This is a genomic window from Acidovorax sp. LjRoot38, assembly GCF_964252975.1.
Taxonomy (GTDB): domain Bacteria; phylum Pseudomonadota; class Gammaproteobacteria; order Burkholderiales; family Burkholderiaceae_C; genus Acidovorax; species Acidovorax facilis.
In genome coordinates this window covers 437,078-453,134 of record NZ_CAXUPT020000001.1, presented here as the reverse complement: position 1 = coordinate 453,134, position 16,057 = coordinate 437,078, and the positions used below count along the sequence as shown (strand labels likewise).

Genomic DNA, 16,057 nt, shown 5'->3' with positions numbered 1-16,057 from the left:
CTCCTTAATTGATAGCTGTTTGCGCTTATGGATAAAGCGCCAGAGGCCAATTTGACCTAAAAATAACTTGCTCCCGGCTACCCTTCGTTCAACACCCAGCTGCTGAGCGTGGCGAAGTACTCGCGCAGCCAGGCGTTGTAGCGCGTGGCCAGGGGCGTGGGTGCCGCTACCGGCACCATGTGGGTAAAACCATGGCGCTGGGCAATGCGCAGAGCACGAGGCAGGTGGAAGTCGCTGGTCACCAGCGCGAGCGGGGCCGTGGCGGCAACACCGCGCGCCTCCAGCAAGGGGCGACTTAACGCCAGATTCAGCTCGGTGCTGGTGCTGTCCTTCTCCAGCACCAGGCGTTCCGGCGGGATACCGTGGCGTTCTTGCAGATAGCGCGCCATCACCTCCGCCTCGGTGTCCGTAGTGCCCCAGACCTGCCCACCACACACAGCGATCAGCGCCTCAGGCTGCAAGCGGGCCAGCGCGGCCGCTGTGTCCAGCCGCGCCGCCAGCGCCGGGCGGGGCTGTCCGTTCTGGATACCCGCTCCCAGCACCACGATGGCCTGCACAGGCGGTGCCTCTGGTGGAGAAACGCCAGCACCCCGCAAGAAGAAAACCCAGAAAACCACCACGCTGAGCATCCACGCCGCCAGACCCCACCAGCCCACGCGCCACCACTGCTGGCGCCGCCGGTCATGGTGCAGCCAGCGCGTGAGGGGTGCCCACCACACCGCGATGGTCAGAAACAACGCTCCCAGCGCAACCGGCAACATGGTGCCCAGGTTGAAGTGCCCCAGAACCATCAGCACCGCGCCGTCCAGAAACAGCACCCCGCCGACCAGCGCCAGCAGCGTGCGCACAGCCACCGCTGTCATCGCAGGCTGCAGGATGGAGCGCGAGGCACAGGCAGCATCAGACGAATTCCAGAATGATCTGGTCCACCGCCAGCGAATCGCCCTTGCCCGCAGTGATCTTGCCCACCACGCCGTCCTGTGCGGCAAAGAGGATGTTCTCCATCTTCATAGCTTCGATCACGGCCAGCTTTTCGCCGGCCTGCACCTTCTGGCCCGGCTGCACCGCCACATCGACCAACAGGCCCGGCATGGGCGAGAGCAGGAATTTGGACAGATCGGGCGGCGCCTTGAAGGGCATCAGCTTGTGCAGGCGCGCGCCCAGCGGCGACAGCACCAGCGCGTCGATCTGCGTACCGTTGTGCGCAATGCGCAGCGCCAGCGGGTTCTTGCCCACACCACGCTCCACCTGGGCGGTAAAGCCCTGGCCGTTGCAGGCGCCCTGCACGCGAATCTGGCCCAGCGTGGCATTGCTACTGATCTGATAGCTGGTACCACCCACCAGTACAGCGCTAGAGCCAGATTTGTCTTCAAAGTCGGACACCGTCACCTCGTGGTGCTGGTTCTGCCCTTCGGCGCCCAGCGTGACCACCACGAACTCCTCGCCCACCTTCACCTCGTGCCCGGCCAGCTGGCCACTGATGCCCGAGGCGCGGGCGCGGTAGCGGCGGTGCATGAACGCGGCCAGTGCCACCAGGAACAGCGGGTCAGCGTGCGGCACGTCTTCGGCGTGGAAGCCCTTGCCGTAGTTCTCGGCGATGAAGCCGGTGTTGAAGTCGCCCGTCACGAATTTGGGGTGCGCCAGCAGCGCGGCCTGGAACGGGATGTTGCTGCTGATGCCGCGAATCACAAAGCCGTTCAGCGCCGCGCGCATCTTGGCAATCGCATCGTTACGGTCCGTGCCGTGCACGATGAGCTTGGCAATCATCGAGTCGTAGTACATGGGGATCTCGCCACCCTCGTACACGCCCGTGTCCACCCGCACGCCCAGCTTCTTGCTGGTGTCGGACTGGAACATGGATTCCTCCGGCGGCTGAAAGCGCACCAGGCGGCCGGTGGACGGCAGGAAATTGCGGAACGGGTCTTCGGCGTTGATGCGGCACTCGATGGCCCAGCCGTCGCGCTTCACATCGGCTTGCGTCAGGGGCAGCTTCTCGCCCGCCGCCACGCGGATCATCAGCTCCACCAGGTCCAGGCCGGTGATGCATTCCGTCACCGGGTGTTCCACCTGCAGGCGGGTGTTCATCTCCAGGAAGTAGAAGTCCTGGTCCTTGCCCACTACGAATTCCACCGTACCCGCGCTCTGGTACTTCACGGCCTTGGCCAGTTGTACCGCCTGCTCGCCCATGGCCTTGCGTGTGGCGTCGCTGATGAAGGGCGATGGCGCCTCTTCAATCACCTTCTGGTGGCGGCGCTGGATGGAGCACTCGCGCTCGTTCAGGTAGATCACGTTGCCGTGGCTGTCGCCCAGCACCTGGATCTCGATGTGGCGCGGCTCCTGCACAAACTTCTCGATGAAGATGCGGTCGTCGCCAAAGCTGTTGCGGGCTTCGTTCTGGCAGCTGGCAAAGCCTTCAAACGCTTCCTTGTCGTTGAACGCCACGCGCAGGCCCTTGCCACCGCCACCGGCCGAGGCCTTGATCATCACGGGGTAGCCGATGCCTTTGGCGATCTCCACCGCCTGCTCGGGGCCAGCGATAGCGTCGTTGTAGCCAGGGATGGTGTTGACCTTGGCCTCGTTGGCCAGCTTCTTGGACGCGATCTTGTCGCCCATGGCGGCAATGGAATGCGCCTTGGGGCCGATGAAGGCAATACCTTCGTCTTCGCAGCGCTTGGCAAAGGCTTCGTTTTCCGAAAGGAAGCCGTAGCCGGGGTGCACCGCCTGTGCGCCGGTCTGCTTGCAGGCCGCAATGATCTTGTCGGCCAGGAGGTAGGACTCGCGCGAGGGCGCGGCGCCAATGTGCACAGCCTCGTCGGCCAGCTTGACGTGCCGGGCTTCCTTGTCGGCGTCGGAATAGACGGCGACGGTGGCGATGCCCATTTTCTTGGCAGTTGCAATCACTCGGCAGGCGATTTCGCCACGGTTGGCGATCAGGATTTTCGTAAACATGTTCTTATGCTCCTTGTCCGCTCACAGTGGGATGTTGCCGTGTTTGCGCCATGGGTTTTCGAGCTTCTTATCGCGCAACATCACCAGCGACCGGCAGATGCGCTTGCGCGTCTCATGCGGCAGGATCACGTCGTCGATAAAGCCGCGTGCACCGGCCACAAACGGGTTGGCAAAACGCTGCTTGTATTCGGCCTCGCGCGCGGCCAGCTTCACCGGGTCGTTCTTGTCCTCGCGGAAGATGATCTCCACCGCGCCCTTGGCGCCCATCACCGCAATCTCGGCGTTGGGCCAGGCCAGATTCACGTCGCCGCGCAGGTGCTTGGAGCTCATCACGTCGTATGCGCCGCCGTAGGCCTTGCGCGTGATGACGGTGATCTTGGGCACGGTGCACTCGGCATAGGCATACAGCAGTTTGGCGCCGTGTTTGATGATGCCTCCGTACTCTTGAGAAGTGCCAGGCATGAAGCCGGGCACGTCCACAAACGTGACCACGGGGATGTTGAACGCATCGCAGAAGCGCACAAAGCGCGCGGCCTTGATGCTCGACTTGATATCCAGGCACCCTGCCAGCACCAGCGGCTGATTGGCCACGATGCCCACGGTCTGGCCTTCCATGCGGGCGAAGCCGATCAGGATGTTCTTGGCGTACTCGGGCTGCAGCTCAAAGAAGTCCCCGTCGTCCACGGTCTTGAGGATCAACTCCTTCATGTCGTAGGGCTTGTTGGGGTTCTCGGGCACCAGGGTGTCCAGGCTCAGGTCCATGCGGTCGGCCGGGTCGTTGCTGGGGCGCACCGGGGCCTTTTCGCGGTTGTTGAGCGGCAGGTAGTTGTACAGGCGGCGCAGCATCATCAGCGCCTCCACGTCGTTCTCAAACGCCATGTCGGCCACACCGCTCTTGGTGGTGTGGGTGATGGCGCCGCCCAGTTCTTCGGCCGTGACTTCTTCGTGCGTCACGGTTTTGACCACTTCGGGGCCGGTCACGAACATGTAGCTCGAATCCTTGACCATGAAGATGAAGTCCGTCATGGCGGGCGAATACACGGCGCCACCGGCGCTGGGGCCCATGATCATGCTGATCTGCGGAATCACGCCGCTGGCCAGCACGTTCTTCTGGAACACGTCGGCATAGCCACCGAGGGACGCCACGCCTTCCTGGATGCGGGCGCCGCCCGAGTCGTTCAAGCCGATGACCGGTGCGCCCACCTTCATGGCCTGGTCCATCACCTTGCAGATCTTCTCGGCATGGGTTTCGGAGAGTGCCCCGCCGAACACGGTGAAGTCCTGGCTGAAAACAAACACCAGGCGGCCGTTGATCATGCCGTAACCCGTCACCACGCCGTCGCCGGGGATCTTGTTGTCCTCCATGCCGAAGTCGGTGCAGCGGTGCTCGACGAACATGTCCCATTCCTCGAACGTGCCGTCGTCCAGCAGCAGCTCGATGCGCTCGCGCGCCGTGAGCTTGCCCTTGGCGTGCTGCGCATCAATGCGCTTTTGCCCGCCGCCCAGGCGTGCCAGCGCACGCTTTTTCTCCAGTTGATCCAGGATGTCTTGCATGGTCGTCCTTTGGTGAATGGGTTGGTGTCTACTATCTATTTGATAGCTACCAGCGCATGACTGGATTGCGCTTGGAGCAGATTTCGTGCTGCAGTGGATGCCGCAATGCGCCCTGCGGCCACATCGGCCTGCATCTGGGGCAGCAGCTCACGCACCTGCGGATGCTGGCGAAACGCGAGCTTGAGGCCTGCGTCGATGCGCTCCCACATCCAGGCCAGCGCCTGCTTTTCGCGCCGCGTGGCCAGGCGGCCGTTGGCGGTTTGCAGCTGGCGGAACTGCGTGACGGCACCCCAGAAGCTGTCTACGCCCTGCCCCAGCAGCGCGCTGATTTGCACTACTTTCGGGTGCCACAGCGTTTCGTCGTGGTGCGCGTTTTCCGGGTTGCCGTGCTGGCTCAAGAGGCGCAGGCTGGAGGTGATTTGTGCCTCGGCCCGTGTTGCGGCGTTCTTGTCGATGTCGGCCTTGTTGATGACCACCAGATCGGCAATCTCCATCACGCCCTTCTTGATGGCCTGCAGGTCATCGCCCGCGTTGGGCAGCTGCATCAGCACAAACATGTCCGTCATGCCCGCCACCGCGATCTCGCTCTGGCCCACGCCCACGGTCTCGACGATCACCACGTCGTAGCCTGCGGCCTCGCAGACCAGCATGGCTTCGCGGGTCTTCTCGGCCACGCCGCCCAGCGTGCCGCTGGAGGGGCTGGGGCGGATGTAGGCTTTTTCGTGCACCGACAAGTGTTCCATGCGCGTCTTGTCGCCCAGGATGGAGCCGCCCGAGACGGTGCTGGAGGGGTCGATGGTGAGCACGGCCACGCGGTGGCCCTGGCCGATCAGGTACAGGCCCAGGGCTTCGATGAAGGTGGACTTGCCCACGCCGGGCACGCCGCTGATGCCGAGGCGGAAGGCCTTGCCGGTGTGCGGGAGCAGCTGGGTCAGCAGCTCGTCGGCCTGGGCGCGATGGTCCACCCGCGTCGATTCGAGCAGCGTGATGGCTTTGGACATGGCGCGGCGCTGAACCACGGTAGATCCGTTCAATATTCCATCAAGCATCAAACACTTCCGCGTAGGACACTTTTTGCCCCTGTACCGAAATCCACGTGTGCTCCTGCAAAGCCACGATGAGCTCTTCGATTTCCCCGTCAGTTAGTCTTCCGACAAATACCGACGTCTTTAGACTGTTGCTGAGCGTTTTGAGCGTTTTTGGCCGGGCACCTTTGCGTTCCACAAGCCACTCCCGAGTTGCCTCAACTTGATCCTTGAGAGTTTTTGCTTGAGTTCTCCGCACAATCGGTATTGCACTGAGGGACGGCCAGCGAGAAGCAAAAATGTCGAACTTTTCTCTGAGATGAACAATTAGAGGATCGTAGTCACTGTCCTTAGAAATTACGTGGAAGTACGGATCTTCAAGCTGTGTGGAGAGACGTCCGATATGCAGCGCGATGTGCATGTCTAGCGCGTCCCTGCCCTGCTTGCTCACCTTGATGTACTCCGCTCGATCGCCAAACTTTTGCACAGCTTCAACCATCGCAAATGGCAGCTTTGACTGATGTGGCCCGATAAAGACGAGCAACTTCGTTCCTTCTAAATCAAGAGCAGGCAGCAAATCAGGCTGGACGTTCTCCCAGTCAACAAGAATTACCTGCGTTTTCATCAGCCTACCGCCACAGCCTTGCGAATCTGTTCCAGCACATCCTTGGCGCTGGCCGGAATCGGTGTTCCAGGGCCGTAGATGCCCTTCACGCCCGCTTCGTACAGGTGCTCATAGTCCTGCGCCGGGATCACACCACCCACAAACACGATGATGTCGTCCGCCCCCTGGTCCTTGAGCGACTGGATGATGGCGGGCACCAGTGTCTTGTGGCCTGCAGCCAGCGTGCTCACGCCCACGGCGTGCACGTCGTTTTCGATGGCCTGGCGGGCGCATTCCTCGGGGGTCTGGAAGAGCGGGCCCATGTCCACGTCAAAGCCCAGGTCGGCAAAGGCGGTTGCCACCACCTTGGCGCCACGGTCATGGCCGTCCTGGCCTAATTTTGCGATCATGACCCGCGGGCGGCGGCCCTGTTCTTCGGCAAAGGCGTTGATTTCGGTCTTGAGTTTGTCCCAGCCCTCGGCCGAGTCATAGGCAGCTGCGTACACACCGGTCACCTTTTGCGTATCGGCGCGGTGGCGCCCAAAAACCTTCTCCAGCGCATCGCTGATCTCGCCCACAGTGGCACGCAGGCGCACGGCTTTGATCGACAGGTCCAGCAAGTTGCCCTCGCCGCTTTCTGCTGCAGAAGTGAGAGCATCTAGCGCTTGCTGGACAAGCGCTGGGTCGCGTTTTCCCCGAATGTTCTTCAGGCGCTCGATCTGGCCGTCGCGCACCTTCATGTTGTCGATCTGCAGGATATCGACCGGGTCTTCCTTGGCCAGCTTGTATTTGTTGACGCCGACGATCACGTCCTTGCCGCTGTCGATGCGTGCCTGCTTCTCTGCGGCAGCAGCTTCGATCTTGAGCTTGGCCCAGCCGCTGTCCACGGCCTGGGTCATGCCACCCATTGCCTCGACCTCTTCGATGATCTTCCAGGCCGCGTCGGCCATGTCCTGGGTCAGCTTTTCCATCATGTAGCTGCCAGCCCAGGGGTCGATCACGTTGGTGATGTGGGTCTCTTCCTGGATGATGAGCTGCGTGTTGCGCGCAATGCGGGCGCTGAACTCGGTGGGCAGCGCAATGGCTTCGTCAAAGCTGTTGGTGTGCAGGCTTTGGGTGCCGCCAAACACGGCCGCCATGGCCTCGATGGTGGTGCGCACCACGTTGTTGTAGGGGTCCTGCTCGGTGAGGCTCCAGCCCGAGGTCTGGCAGTGCGTGCGCAGCATGAGGCTCTTGGGGTTCTTGGCGCCCGTGGCCTTCATGATGCGGCACCACAGCAGGCGCGCGGCGCGCATCTTGGCGACTTCGAGATAGAAGTTCATGCCAATCGCCCAGAAGAACGACAGGCGCCCGGCGAACTCGTCCACGTCCATGCCCTTGGCGATGGCAGTCTTCACATACTCCTTGCCGTCGGCCAGGGTGAAGGCCAGCTCCAGTGCCTGGTTGGCCCCGGCTTCCTGCATGTGGTAGCCGCTGATCGAGATCGAGTTGAACTTCGGCATGTTCTTGGCCGTGTACTCGATGATGTCGCCAATGATCTTCATCGACGGCTTGGGCGGGTAGATGTAGGTGTTGCGCACCATGAACTCTTTCAGAATGTCGTTCTGAATGGTTCCGGAGAGCTTGTCTTGCGAGACGCCCTGCTCTTCTGCCGCCACTACATAGCCCGCCAGCACGGGCAACACCGCGCCGTTCATGGTCATCGACACGGACACCTTGTCGAGCGGGATCTGGTCGAACAAAATCTTCATGTCTTCGACCGAGTCGATTGCCACCCCGGCCTTGCCCACATCGCCCGTCACACGGGGGTGGTCGCTGTCGTAGCCTCGGTGGGTGGCCAGGTCGAAGGCCACACTCACGCCCTGCCCGCCCGCAGCCAGGGCCTTCCGGTAGAAGGCGTTGGATTCTTCGGCGGTCGAAAAACCTGCGTATTGGCGGATCGTCCAGGGCCGCACGGCATACATGGTGGCCTGGGGGCCGCGCAGGTAGGGTTCAAAACCCGGCAGCGTGTTGGCGTACGGCAGGCTGGCCGTGTCTTCGGCGGTGTACAGCGGCTTGACGGTGATGCCATCGGGCGTGACCCAGTTGAGGGCGCTGACATCGCCCCCCGGCGCCGACTTGGCTGCGGCCTTGGCCCAGGCTTCCAGCGAAGACGCGGCGAACTCTGGGGCGTTGTTGGTGGGGTTGTCACTCATGGCAAAAGCTACTCCGAAGATGGCGTTGGGGCGTCCAACACAGCGCACAGGCGGCGACCGCACAGGTGCAGTGGTGTGGCGGCGAGTTTACATCATTCATAATTATTGATTCAAAATATTCCGCCCAGCTTACAATCCACCCCATGTCTGCCCTCACCCTCACTCCCCGCGCGCTCTACGAAGAAGTGGCCGAGCAATTGCGCCAGCGCATCTTCCGGCGCGAACTGGAGCCGGGCAGCTGGATTGACGAACTTAAGATTGCCGAGGAATTCGGCATCAGCCGCACGCCCCTGCGCGAGGCGTTGAAGGTGCTGGCCGCTGAAGGACTGGTCACGATGAAGGTGCGCCGTGGCGCCTATGTGACCGAAATGAGCGAAAAAGACCTGCGCGACGTGTACCACCTGCTCAGCCTGCTGGAGAGCGATGCGGCAGGCGTGGTGGCCACCACCGCCACACCGGCTCAGCTGCAAGCATTGCAGGATCTGCATGCCGAGCTGGAGGCAGCCGCCAATGAGCGTGAGCGCTTTTTTGCAGTCAACGAGCGCTTTCACATGCTGCTGCTGGAGCTGGCCGACAACCGATGGCGCAGCCAGATGGTGGCCGACTTGCGCAAGGTGATGAAGCTCAACCGCCACAACTCGCTGCTCAAGCAGGGGCGGATTGAGGATTCACTGAAAGAGCACCGCGCCATCCTCGGCGCGATGGTGGCGCGCGATGCCAAGGCAACGGTGAAGGCCATGCAGGCGCATTTTGCGCAGGGGCTGGAAGCGGCGACCCCGGACTGAGCCACGCGCAAAGAAGCTCTCTGATTTCGAGGTCCCGAGCGCGTGAAGACTCAAAGCCCCCTCACATAACTAAGGGCTCGACCACACTATGGTTTGCGGCCCTTCATCCACCGGGTGCAAGGCTCTTTCTCGACGGCACCCGGTGTGCTTGCACAAACAAGCGCAACCCGCTCCTGCAACAGTTTGAAAGTAGCCGGGTCTTTGGCTGCCTTCGCCAGCCACTGAATCCCTTCCGTTCGGTTTTCCGGCACCCCAATTCCAGCCAGCAGCATGAAACCATAATCCATTTGGGCTTTGTGATGATCTCTCTGTGCGGCCTTTAAAACCCACTGGCCAGCAAGAACCCAATCTTTGGCTACCCCGCCGGTGCCTTGGGCATAGATGTTTCCCAGGTTGTACTGAGCAGACGCATAACCCTTTTGTGCAGATATTTCGTACCACTGAATAGCCTTTTCCATATCTTGGGGAAAGTCATCGCGCCCCGTGGCATAGATATGCCCGAGGTTGAATGCAGCCACTGAGTCTCCTTGTTTTGCCAGATCCTCCAGCAGCGTTGTGGCTTTGCGGATATCTCGCGGTACACCCCGCCCTTCTTCGTAAAAATTGGACAGGTTAAATGTGGCTGCAGAGACTCCGGCGGCTGCCGCTTTTTCAAACCACTTGACTGCCAACCTGTCACTGCGGTCTCCTCCCAACCCCTCCGCGTAAAAGCCAGCTAAATTGTTCTGCGCAGCCCCGTCCCCGCTGTGAGCGGCAATGAGATACCACATTTTTGCCAGCACATAGTTTCCCCCCTTCTGCGCACGGTTGCCATAGCGTGTCGCATTACTCCAAGCAAGAAACACCACGCTCAGCAACAGCGCGGCCAACAGAATATTTAGAATTTTTTGACGGTTCATTTTTATAGACTCTCCGCATTGGGCAATGGCTGATGGCCATTCCACCCATCGGCAGAGAAACGGCTGTATTGCGACGTTGAAAATTCTAAAGGCGGGATGAAACGGCCAATTGCAGCATCGCCGCCAAACGCGCCCTCATCACCATTGCGCATACAGGAATAAACCATTTCTGACAAAGCACGCAAACCGCAGAAGTGTGACAGCGCTGACGCTGGATATGATGCCCAGGGCCGCTGTCGCGCCACCTTGCAGAATGCTCCCCGCTTACTTTCAGAGTTTGATGACCTTCGCCCCACCCGATATCGCCAGCGTGCAAACGCTGCCCCAGCTTCTCGCCTACCGCGCTGCGCGCACCCCCAACTCCGAGGCGTACCGAGCCTTCGACACCACCTCCCAAGCATGGACGAGCTTGACCTGGGCTGAGACAGCCCAACGCGTGGGCACATGGGCCCAGGCCCTGGCGGCCATGCAACTGCCCGCAGCGGCGCGCATCGGCATCCTGCTGCCCAACGGCCTGAACGCCATGTGCGCGGACCAGGCAACCTTGGCCACCGGCTGCGTTCCCGTACCGCTGCATGCCATCGACAACTCCGGCAGCATTGCCTATATCCTGGCCGACTGCGAGGCGTCGATGCTCTTTGTGAGCCACGTGGAGCAGTGGGAAAAAATTCAGGCCGTCGGCACGCCATTTCCGGCCCTGCGTGCAGTGGTCATCACAGACGACGGCGCCTCGCTCACCGCAATACCAGCGTCTGGGGACGGCCCTGCGGTCGGTTCGCTGGTGCAATGGCTGGCCGGTGCAGCACATGCGGGCAGCGCAACCGTTCCCAAAGCCCCGGAGGCAGACGACCTGGCGGCCATCGTCTACACCTCTGGCACCACCGGCAAGCCTAAGGGCGTGATGCTGACGCACCACAACGTGGTCAGCGACGTGAAGGCGGTGCTGGAGCGCATTGCCCCCACGGTGGAGGACGTGTTCCTGTCGTTCCTGCCGCTGTCGCACACCTTCGAGCGCACGGGCGGGTACTACCTGCCGATTGCAGCGGGCAGCTGCGTGGCCTATGCGCGCTCGGTCCCTCAACTGGCCGAAGACCTGAAAACGGTACGCCCCACGGTGCTGGTGTCGGTGCCGCGCATTTACGAACGCATCCACGCCAAGCTGCTCGAAAAGTTGTCACCCACGCCCTGGAAGATGCAGCTGTATGAAGCCGCGCAGAACAAGGGCTGGGCGCGGTTTTGCGCCGCCCAAGGCTTGCCCACGCCGACTCCCGACGCAAGCAGCCAGACCGCAGGCTGGATGGCTGCCCTGCCCTGGCCGGTGCTGGAGGCCCTGGTAGCAAAGCCGCTACTGGCCCAATTTGGCGGCCGTGTGCGCGTGGCGGTGAGTGGCGGCGCACCGCTGTCGCCCACCATTGCGAAGTGTTTTCTGGGCCTGGGGCTGCCGCTGATCCAGGGCTACGGAATGACCGAGACCGCACCGGTGGTGTCGGTCAACGCACTGGACGACAACGACCCCGCCTGCGTGGGCAAGGCCCTGCCCGGTGTGGACGTGCGCATCGGCGACAACCGTGAGCTGCAGGTGCGTGGCCCCATCGTGATGAAGGGCTACTGGAAGCGCCCTGAAGACACGGCCAAGATATTGAGCGCCGACGGTTGGCTGGGCACGGGCGACCAGGCCGAGATCGTGAACGACCGCATCTATATCAAAGGCCGCATCAAGGAAATCATCGTCACCTCCACCGGCGAAAAGATCCCGCCGGGCGACCTGGAGCTGGCCTTGCTGGCCGACCCTTTGTTGGAGCAGGCCTTTGTAGTGGGCGAAAACCGCCCCTTCATCGCCTGCGTGGCCGTGCTCAAGCGTGATGAATGGCAGCGGCTGGCGGGCGATCTGGGTCTTTCGGCCCAAGACGCCGACAGCCTGAACCACCCCAGCGTGCACCGCGCCGTGCTGGCCCGCATCGAAAAGAACACCGCCAGCTTTGCCCGATACGCCGTGCCGCGTGCGGTGCACCTGACGCTGGAGCCCTGGACCATTGAAAACACCTTCATGACGCCCACGCTCAAGCTCAAGCGCAACAACCTGATGGCGCACTTTGCCGAGGCGATTGAGGGTATGTATCAGAAGCCGGGGCGCTAAGCCCAGGCTTTCTCAAAGCACCAACTCGCCTTCCCCTGCGTAAGCCACCCCAAACCGGTTCGCCAGAAAATCCGCTAGCAACACGGATTCCTGGCCCACGAAGCCGCGCTGCGGCAAGCGTCCCTGGGCCACCAGATCCAGCGCCGTGCAGATGCCCGCCGCCGTGGTGAGCTGAATGGCGCTCAGCGTGTGCCCCGCCACCTGGGTGCCGATGATGCGGGCGGAGTACGAGTCCTGCACCAGCCGACCGCCCTTCATGCCGGATGCGGTGGCAAACACCACAATCACATCCTGGTCGGTGGTGGGAATGGCCGTCTCCAGAATGTCCTTGAGCAGATCGCGCCGGTCACGCAGGCGCAGGTCGTTGAGCAGCAGCTTCAGGATGGCGTTGTGGCCGGGGTAGCGGATGGACTGGTAGTCCACCTGGCGCGCCTTGCCTGCCAGCGTTTCGGTCAATGTGCCCAGCCCACCCGAGGTGTTGAAGGCCTCGTATTCCACGCCGTCGAGCGCAAAGGTTTCCAGCCCTTCCAGCGCGGGCACTGTGGTGCGCACTTCGTCCACAATGGCCTCGCAGGGGTTGCAGTATTCGTTGATGAGCCCTTCGGTGCTCCAGGTCAGGTTGTAGCGCAGGGCGCCCTGGGGGTAGCGCGGAAGCGCGCCCACGCGCATGCGCAGCGTGTGCAGGGTGTCAAAACGGCGCGCCAAATCGTTGCCCACGATGCCGATGAAACCCGGCGCCAGGCCACATTGGGGCATGAGCACGCTGCGGGCGTTGGCCGCCAGTGCGCGGATGGCCTGGGTGCTTGCCACGTCTTCGGTCAGATCAAAGTAGTGCACTCCCGCTGCGGCACAAAGCGTCGCAACCGGCACGGCGCGGTGAAACGGCAGCGCGTTCAGCACGGCAAAACGGCCATCGATGGCGGTCTGCAGGCTTGCGTCGTCTGTCGCCAACTGGGTCGAGACGCCTAGCGCAGCCACCTCGGCCAGGCGCGCCGGGTCGCGGTCCACCACCAGGATGTCGTAGTCGCCGGCCTGCTGCAGCAGCAGCGCCATGGCAAAGCCGATGTGGCCCGCGCCCAGGATGGTGATGGCGCGGTGGGTGGCGGCGTGGGAGGCGGTGTAGGTGTTGGAAAGGGTGGTCATGGCGGCACTCCCGGTGGTGGTCACTGCATGAAGCAGTGAGCGGTGTTGAAGATGCCTTGATGCTAGGCAAGGGTGCTGTCAATGTGTAGCGCTAATAACGTCGAAAAACGCTCTTTGTTTTGCCATAACGGCGAATATGATGGACGTTATGACTTTTTGGGTAGGAGCCCATGACACAACCCCTGGACGACACCGACCGCCAGCTGCTGAGCCTGCTGCAGGCCAATGCCCGCGAGGGCACGGCCACGCTGGCACGCAAGCTGGGGCTGGCCCGCACCACCGTGGTGGCGCGCATCGCGCGGCTGGAGCGCTCGGGGGTGGTCGCGGGTTACGGGGTGCGGCTGGGCACCCGGCTCGATGCCACCACCGTGCGGGCCTGGTGCAGCATCAGCGTGCTGCCCAAAACAGCGCCCGCCGTGCTGCGCGCGCTGGAGGCCATGGCCGAGGTCGAAGAGGTATCCGCCGTGAGCGGGCCGTTTGACTATCTGGTGTTCTTGCGCTGCACCAGCCATGAGCAGCTCGATGCCCTGCTCGACAAGGTGGGGCAACTGGACGGCGTGCACCAGACGCAGACCAGCATCGTGCTCAGCCGCAAGATTGATCGCCGCAGTGTGGGGGCGTGAGCACCATTAACGCCCGCACTAACTTCATTTTTGATAGCTGCTTGCGCTTTATAGATAAGCGATAGAGCCAAATTTCACCAAAATTCAATGACCTGCATCAGGTCTCGAATTGCTTCGGGTTCTTCCCCTGGATCGGTGCATAAAACGCCTTGATACGCGCCATGTCACCGTCCAAGTCGCCCGTGGGCTCGAACACCGGGCCCAGTCCGCCCACCTTGCGGCCATAGTCCACAAACGCGAGCACGATGGGCACGCCCGCCTGCTGGGCGATGAAGTAAAAGCCTGTCTTCCAGTGCCGCGTTTTGCCGCGTGTGCCCTCGGGCGGCACGATGAGCTGCATGGGGCCATCGGCCTCCCGCATCGCCTGGGCCGACGTGGCGACCAGGTTGCCGGACTGCTCCCGGTTCACCGGAATGCCGCCCAGCCAGCGCATGACGCCACCAAACGGCGCCTTGAACAGGCTTTGCTTGCCCATCCAGTACACCCGCAAGCGCAGCGAGAACGCCAACATCAGCGTGTAAGGCAAGTCCCAGTTGCTGGTGTGGGGCGCGGCAATCAGCACACTTTTGGCGGCGTGGGCGGGCAAAGCGCCTTCAATCTTCCAGCCGGTAATGCGCAGCGTAAAGCGGGAAAAGGCGCGCAGGAGTGTGTTGACAACCGGGGTGTCAAAAATGGTGTGGTGCATGAGGGGGGAGGCAGAAAACAGGCAGCGGCGGTCGTGCCACCGTCAATCGCAAGCGCCGGGAGTATCGCCGATAGCCCCTATGCCCAGTTTTGAGGCAGGGCAACCTGCCCGCGGAGAAGCTCCGTTGGCGGCATTGTCAACAATCTTCTCCCGGCCTCACTTTGGTCAAAAAGATCTGGCATTTCGAAGGCGCTTGACCAGAATGACTGGCATGGCTCTCCTTCCCCGGAGCCGCCCCACCACGCCACGCTACGCCCTGGACCATGCTGCAAGCCGCCCGCAACGACGACGCCACCTACCGCGACCGCAAGCGGTATGCGTGGCTGTTGTCGCTGGTGGTTCCCTGCACCGTGGCCGTGGGCCCAGCGCTCATGCTCTGGACTGGCGAGGCGCTGACGCTGTGGACGCCGGTGGCGTTTTTCTACCTGGCGGCGCCGTTGCTGGACTGGCTGCTGGGCGTGGACCAGAGCAACCCACCCGAATCCGCCGTGCCGGCGCTGGAGCGAGACCGCTACTACCGCCGCATCACCTACCTGCTGGTGCCGGTGCTGTGGGCGGCTTTTATCTTCAGCACCTGGTTTGTGGCCACGCAGACGTTGCCCTGGCATGGTGTTCTGGCCATGGTGTTGACCACGGGCACGGTGGGCGGCTTCTGCATCAACCTGGGGCATGAGCTGGGCCATAAAAACTCCAAGCTCGAACGCTGGCTGGCCAAGTTGGTACTGGCACCCACGGCCTACGGGCACTTCTTCATCGAACACAACCGGGGCCACCACCGCGACGTGGCGACCCCGGCCGACCCGGCGTCGTCGCGCATGGGCGAGTCGATCTACCGCTTCGCGCTGCGCGAAATGCCCGGAGCCCTGCGCCGGGCCTGGGCGCTGGAGAAAGACCGGCTGGCGCGCCAGCAACAACCGCAGTTTTCCTGGCACAACGAAATCCTGCAGCCCGCGCTGATTACCCTGCTGCTATGGACCGCCCTGGCCCTGTGGCTGGGCCTTTTCGTGCTGCCGTTTCTGGTAGTGGCCTCGTTCTGGGCCAACTTTCAGCTCACCTCGGCCAACTACGTAGAGCACTACGGCCTGCTGCGCACGCAAGACGCCAGCGGCCGCTACGAGCCCTGCCAGCCACACCACTCGTGGAACAGCAACCACCTGTTCTCCAACTGGGCGCTGTTTCATCTGCAGCGGCACTCGGACCACCACGCGCACCCGCTGCGGCGCTACCAGTCGCTGCGGCATTTCGACCATGTGCCGCAGCTACCGATTGGCTACTTCGGCATGTTCACCCTGGCCTACGTGCCGCCCCTGTGGCGCCGCGTGATGGACCCACGCCTGCTGGCCATGGCGGGGCGCGATGCAACCCACATCAACATCGACCCGCGCCAACGCGCCCAGGTGGTGCGCCGCTATGGGCTGCGCGAAGGGGCCCAGCCGGCGGGCTAGCACGCCCAAGGGC

General features: G+C 62.5%; 13 protein-coding genes. 4 read left to right on the top strand and 9 right to left on the bottom strand.

The genetic code is table 11. The features are described from left to right. Nucleotides 1-77 precede the first annotated feature (77 nt). Genes ACSQ22_RS02015 through scpA form a run of 6 tightly spaced genes read right to left on the bottom strand, consistent with a single transcriptional unit; the run spans nucleotide 78 to nucleotide 8,327 of the window. The gene (locus ACSQ22_RS02015; protein ID WP_436129265.1) at nucleotides 78-863 is read right to left on the bottom strand and encodes a YdcF family protein; all 786 of its coding nucleotides are present in this window, start codon (nucleotides 861-863) and stop codon (nucleotides 78-80) included. A 37-nt stretch (nucleotides 864-900) separates the two neighbouring features. Further along, a complete protein-coding gene (locus tag ACSQ22_RS02010; protein WP_436129264.1) occupies nucleotides 901-2,949 on the bottom strand; it encodes an acetyl-CoA carboxylase biotin carboxylase subunit in 2,049 nt (682 codons plus the stop codon). A gap of 21 nt (nucleotides 2,950-2,970) precedes the next feature. After that, nucleotides 2,971-4,503 (bottom strand): acyl-CoA carboxylase subunit beta, encoded by a 1,533-nt coding sequence (locus tag ACSQ22_RS02005; protein ID WP_436129263.1) that lies wholly within the window; start codon nucleotides 4,501-4,503, stop codon nucleotides 2,971-2,973. A 35-nt stretch (nucleotides 4,504-4,538) separates the two neighbouring features. Further along, nucleotides 4,539-5,552, bottom strand: coding sequence for a methylmalonyl Co-A mutase-associated GTPase MeaB (gene meaB, locus ACSQ22_RS02000; RefSeq protein ID WP_436129262.1), 1,014 nt, complete (start codon nucleotides 5,550-5,552; stop codon nucleotides 4,539-4,541). Next, a complete protein-coding gene (locus ACSQ22_RS01995; RefSeq protein ID WP_291475475.1) occupies nucleotides 5,545-6,153 on the bottom strand; it encodes a PIN domain-containing protein in 609 nt (202 codons plus the stop codon). The genes meaB and ACSQ22_RS01995 overlap by 8 nt, the downstream gene beginning before the upstream one ends. Continuing rightward, on the bottom strand, nucleotides 6,153-8,327 hold the full coding sequence (gene scpA, locus ACSQ22_RS01990; protein WP_436129261.1) for a methylmalonyl-CoA mutase: 2,175 nt from the start codon (nucleotides 8,325-8,327) through the stop codon (nucleotides 6,153-6,155). Before scpA ends, ACSQ22_RS01995 begins: the two co-directional genes overlap by 1 nt. A 143-nt stretch (nucleotides 8,328-8,470) precedes the next feature. Here scpA and ACSQ22_RS01985 point away from each other — a divergent pair, with 143 nt between their 5' ends. After that, nucleotides 8,471-9,112 (top strand): GntR family transcriptional regulator, encoded by a 642-nt coding sequence (locus ACSQ22_RS01985; protein WP_436129260.1) that lies wholly within the window; start codon nucleotides 8,471-8,473, stop codon nucleotides 9,110-9,112. Nucleotides 9,113-9,198: 86 nt separating this feature from the next. On the opposite strand, the gene ACSQ22_RS01980 is transcribed toward ACSQ22_RS01985, so the two are convergent. Then, on the bottom strand, nucleotides 9,199-10,011 hold the full coding sequence (locus ACSQ22_RS01980; protein WP_436129259.1) for a tetratricopeptide repeat protein: 813 nt from the start codon (nucleotides 10,009-10,011) through the stop codon (nucleotides 9,199-9,201). A 280-nt stretch (nucleotides 10,012-10,291) separates the two neighbouring features. On the opposite strand from ACSQ22_RS01980, the gene ACSQ22_RS01975 reads away from it, so the two are divergent. Beyond that, complete coding sequence (locus ACSQ22_RS01975; RefSeq protein WP_436129258.1) at nucleotides 10,292-12,148, top strand: AMP-dependent synthetase/ligase; 1,857 nt, start codon at nucleotides 10,292-10,294, stop codon at nucleotides 12,146-12,148. Between the two features lie 12 nt (nucleotides 12,149-12,160). Here the strand turns inward: ACSQ22_RS01975 and ACSQ22_RS01970 are convergent, their stop codons facing one another. Beyond that, nucleotides 12,161-13,291, bottom strand: a complete 1,131-nt coding sequence (locus ACSQ22_RS01970; protein ID WP_436129257.1) for a saccharopine dehydrogenase NADP-binding domain-containing protein — start codon at nucleotides 13,289-13,291, stop codon at nucleotides 12,161-12,163. A gap of 170 nt (nucleotides 13,292-13,461) precedes the next feature. On the opposite strand from ACSQ22_RS01970, the gene ACSQ22_RS01965 reads away from it, so the two are divergent. Next, the gene (locus ACSQ22_RS01965) at nucleotides 13,462-13,914 is read left to right on the top strand and encodes an Lrp/AsnC family transcriptional regulator (protein ID WP_436129256.1); all 453 of its coding nucleotides are present in this window, start codon (nucleotides 13,462-13,464) and stop codon (nucleotides 13,912-13,914) included. A 97-nt stretch (nucleotides 13,915-14,011) separates the two neighbouring features. Here ACSQ22_RS01965 and ACSQ22_RS01960 read toward each other — a convergent pair whose 3' ends face one another. Next, the gene (locus tag ACSQ22_RS01960; RefSeq protein ID WP_436129255.1) at nucleotides 14,012-14,599 is read right to left on the bottom strand and encodes a lysophospholipid acyltransferase family protein; all 588 of its coding nucleotides are present in this window, start codon (nucleotides 14,597-14,599) and stop codon (nucleotides 14,012-14,014) included. A gap of 263 nt (nucleotides 14,600-14,862) precedes the next feature. Here ACSQ22_RS01960 and ACSQ22_RS01955 point away from each other — a divergent pair, with 263 nt between their 5' ends. Then, a complete protein-coding gene (locus ACSQ22_RS01955) occupies nucleotides 14,863-16,044 on the top strand; it encodes an alkane 1-monooxygenase (RefSeq protein ID WP_228895431.1) in 1,182 nt (393 codons plus the stop codon). Nucleotides 16,045-16,057: the final 13 nt, after the last annotated feature.

What these genes read in the sequence shown, in the direction of transcription:
- ACSQ22_RS01980 (WP_436129259.1), bottom strand. Translation starts at nt 10,011, where the DNA reads ATGAACCGTCAAAAAATTCTAAATATTCTGTTGGCCGCGCTGTTGCTG.
- ACSQ22_RS01965 (WP_436129256.1), top strand. Translation starts at nt 13,462, where the DNA reads ATGACACAACCCCTGGACGACACCGACCGCCAGCTGCTGAGCCTGCTG.
- ACSQ22_RS01995 (WP_291475475.1), bottom strand. Translation starts at nt 6,153, where the DNA reads ATGAAAACGCAGGTAATTCTTGTTGACTGGGAGAACGTCCAGCCTGAT.
- ACSQ22_RS01970 (WP_436129257.1), bottom strand. Translation starts at nt 13,291, where the DNA reads ATGACCACCCTTTCCAACACCTACACCGCCTCCCACGCCGCCACCCAC.
- meaB (WP_436129262.1), bottom strand. Translation starts at nt 5,552, where the DNA reads ATGCTTGATGGAATATTGAACGGATCTACCGTGGTTCAGCGCCGCGCC.
- ACSQ22_RS02015 (WP_436129265.1), bottom strand. Translation starts at nt 863, where the DNA reads ATGACAGCGGTGGCTGTGCGCACGCTGCTGGCGCTGGTCGGCGGGGTG.
- scpA (WP_436129261.1), bottom strand. Translation starts at nt 8,327, where the DNA reads ATGAGTGACAACCCCACCAACAACGCCCCAGAGTTCGCCGCGTCTTCG.
- ACSQ22_RS01985 (WP_436129260.1), top strand. Translation starts at nt 8,471, where the DNA reads ATGTCTGCCCTCACCCTCACTCCCCGCGCGCTCTACGAAGAAGTGGCC.
- ACSQ22_RS01955 (WP_228895431.1), top strand. Translation starts at nt 14,863, where the DNA reads ATGCTGCAAGCCGCCCGCAACGACGACGCCACCTACCGCGACCGCAAG.
- ACSQ22_RS01975 (WP_436129258.1), top strand. Translation starts at nt 10,292, where the DNA reads ATGACCTTCGCCCCACCCGATATCGCCAGCGTGCAAACGCTGCCCCAG.
- ACSQ22_RS02010 (WP_436129264.1), bottom strand. Translation starts at nt 2,949, where the DNA reads ATGTTTACGAAAATCCTGATCGCCAACCGTGGCGAAATCGCCTGCCGA.
- ACSQ22_RS02005 (WP_436129263.1), bottom strand. Translation starts at nt 4,503, where the DNA reads ATGCAAGACATCCTGGATCAACTGGAGAAAAAGCGTGCGCTGGCACGC.
- ACSQ22_RS01960 (WP_436129255.1), bottom strand. Translation starts at nt 14,599, where the DNA reads ATGCACCACACCATTTTTGACACCCCGGTTGTCAACACACTCCTGCGC.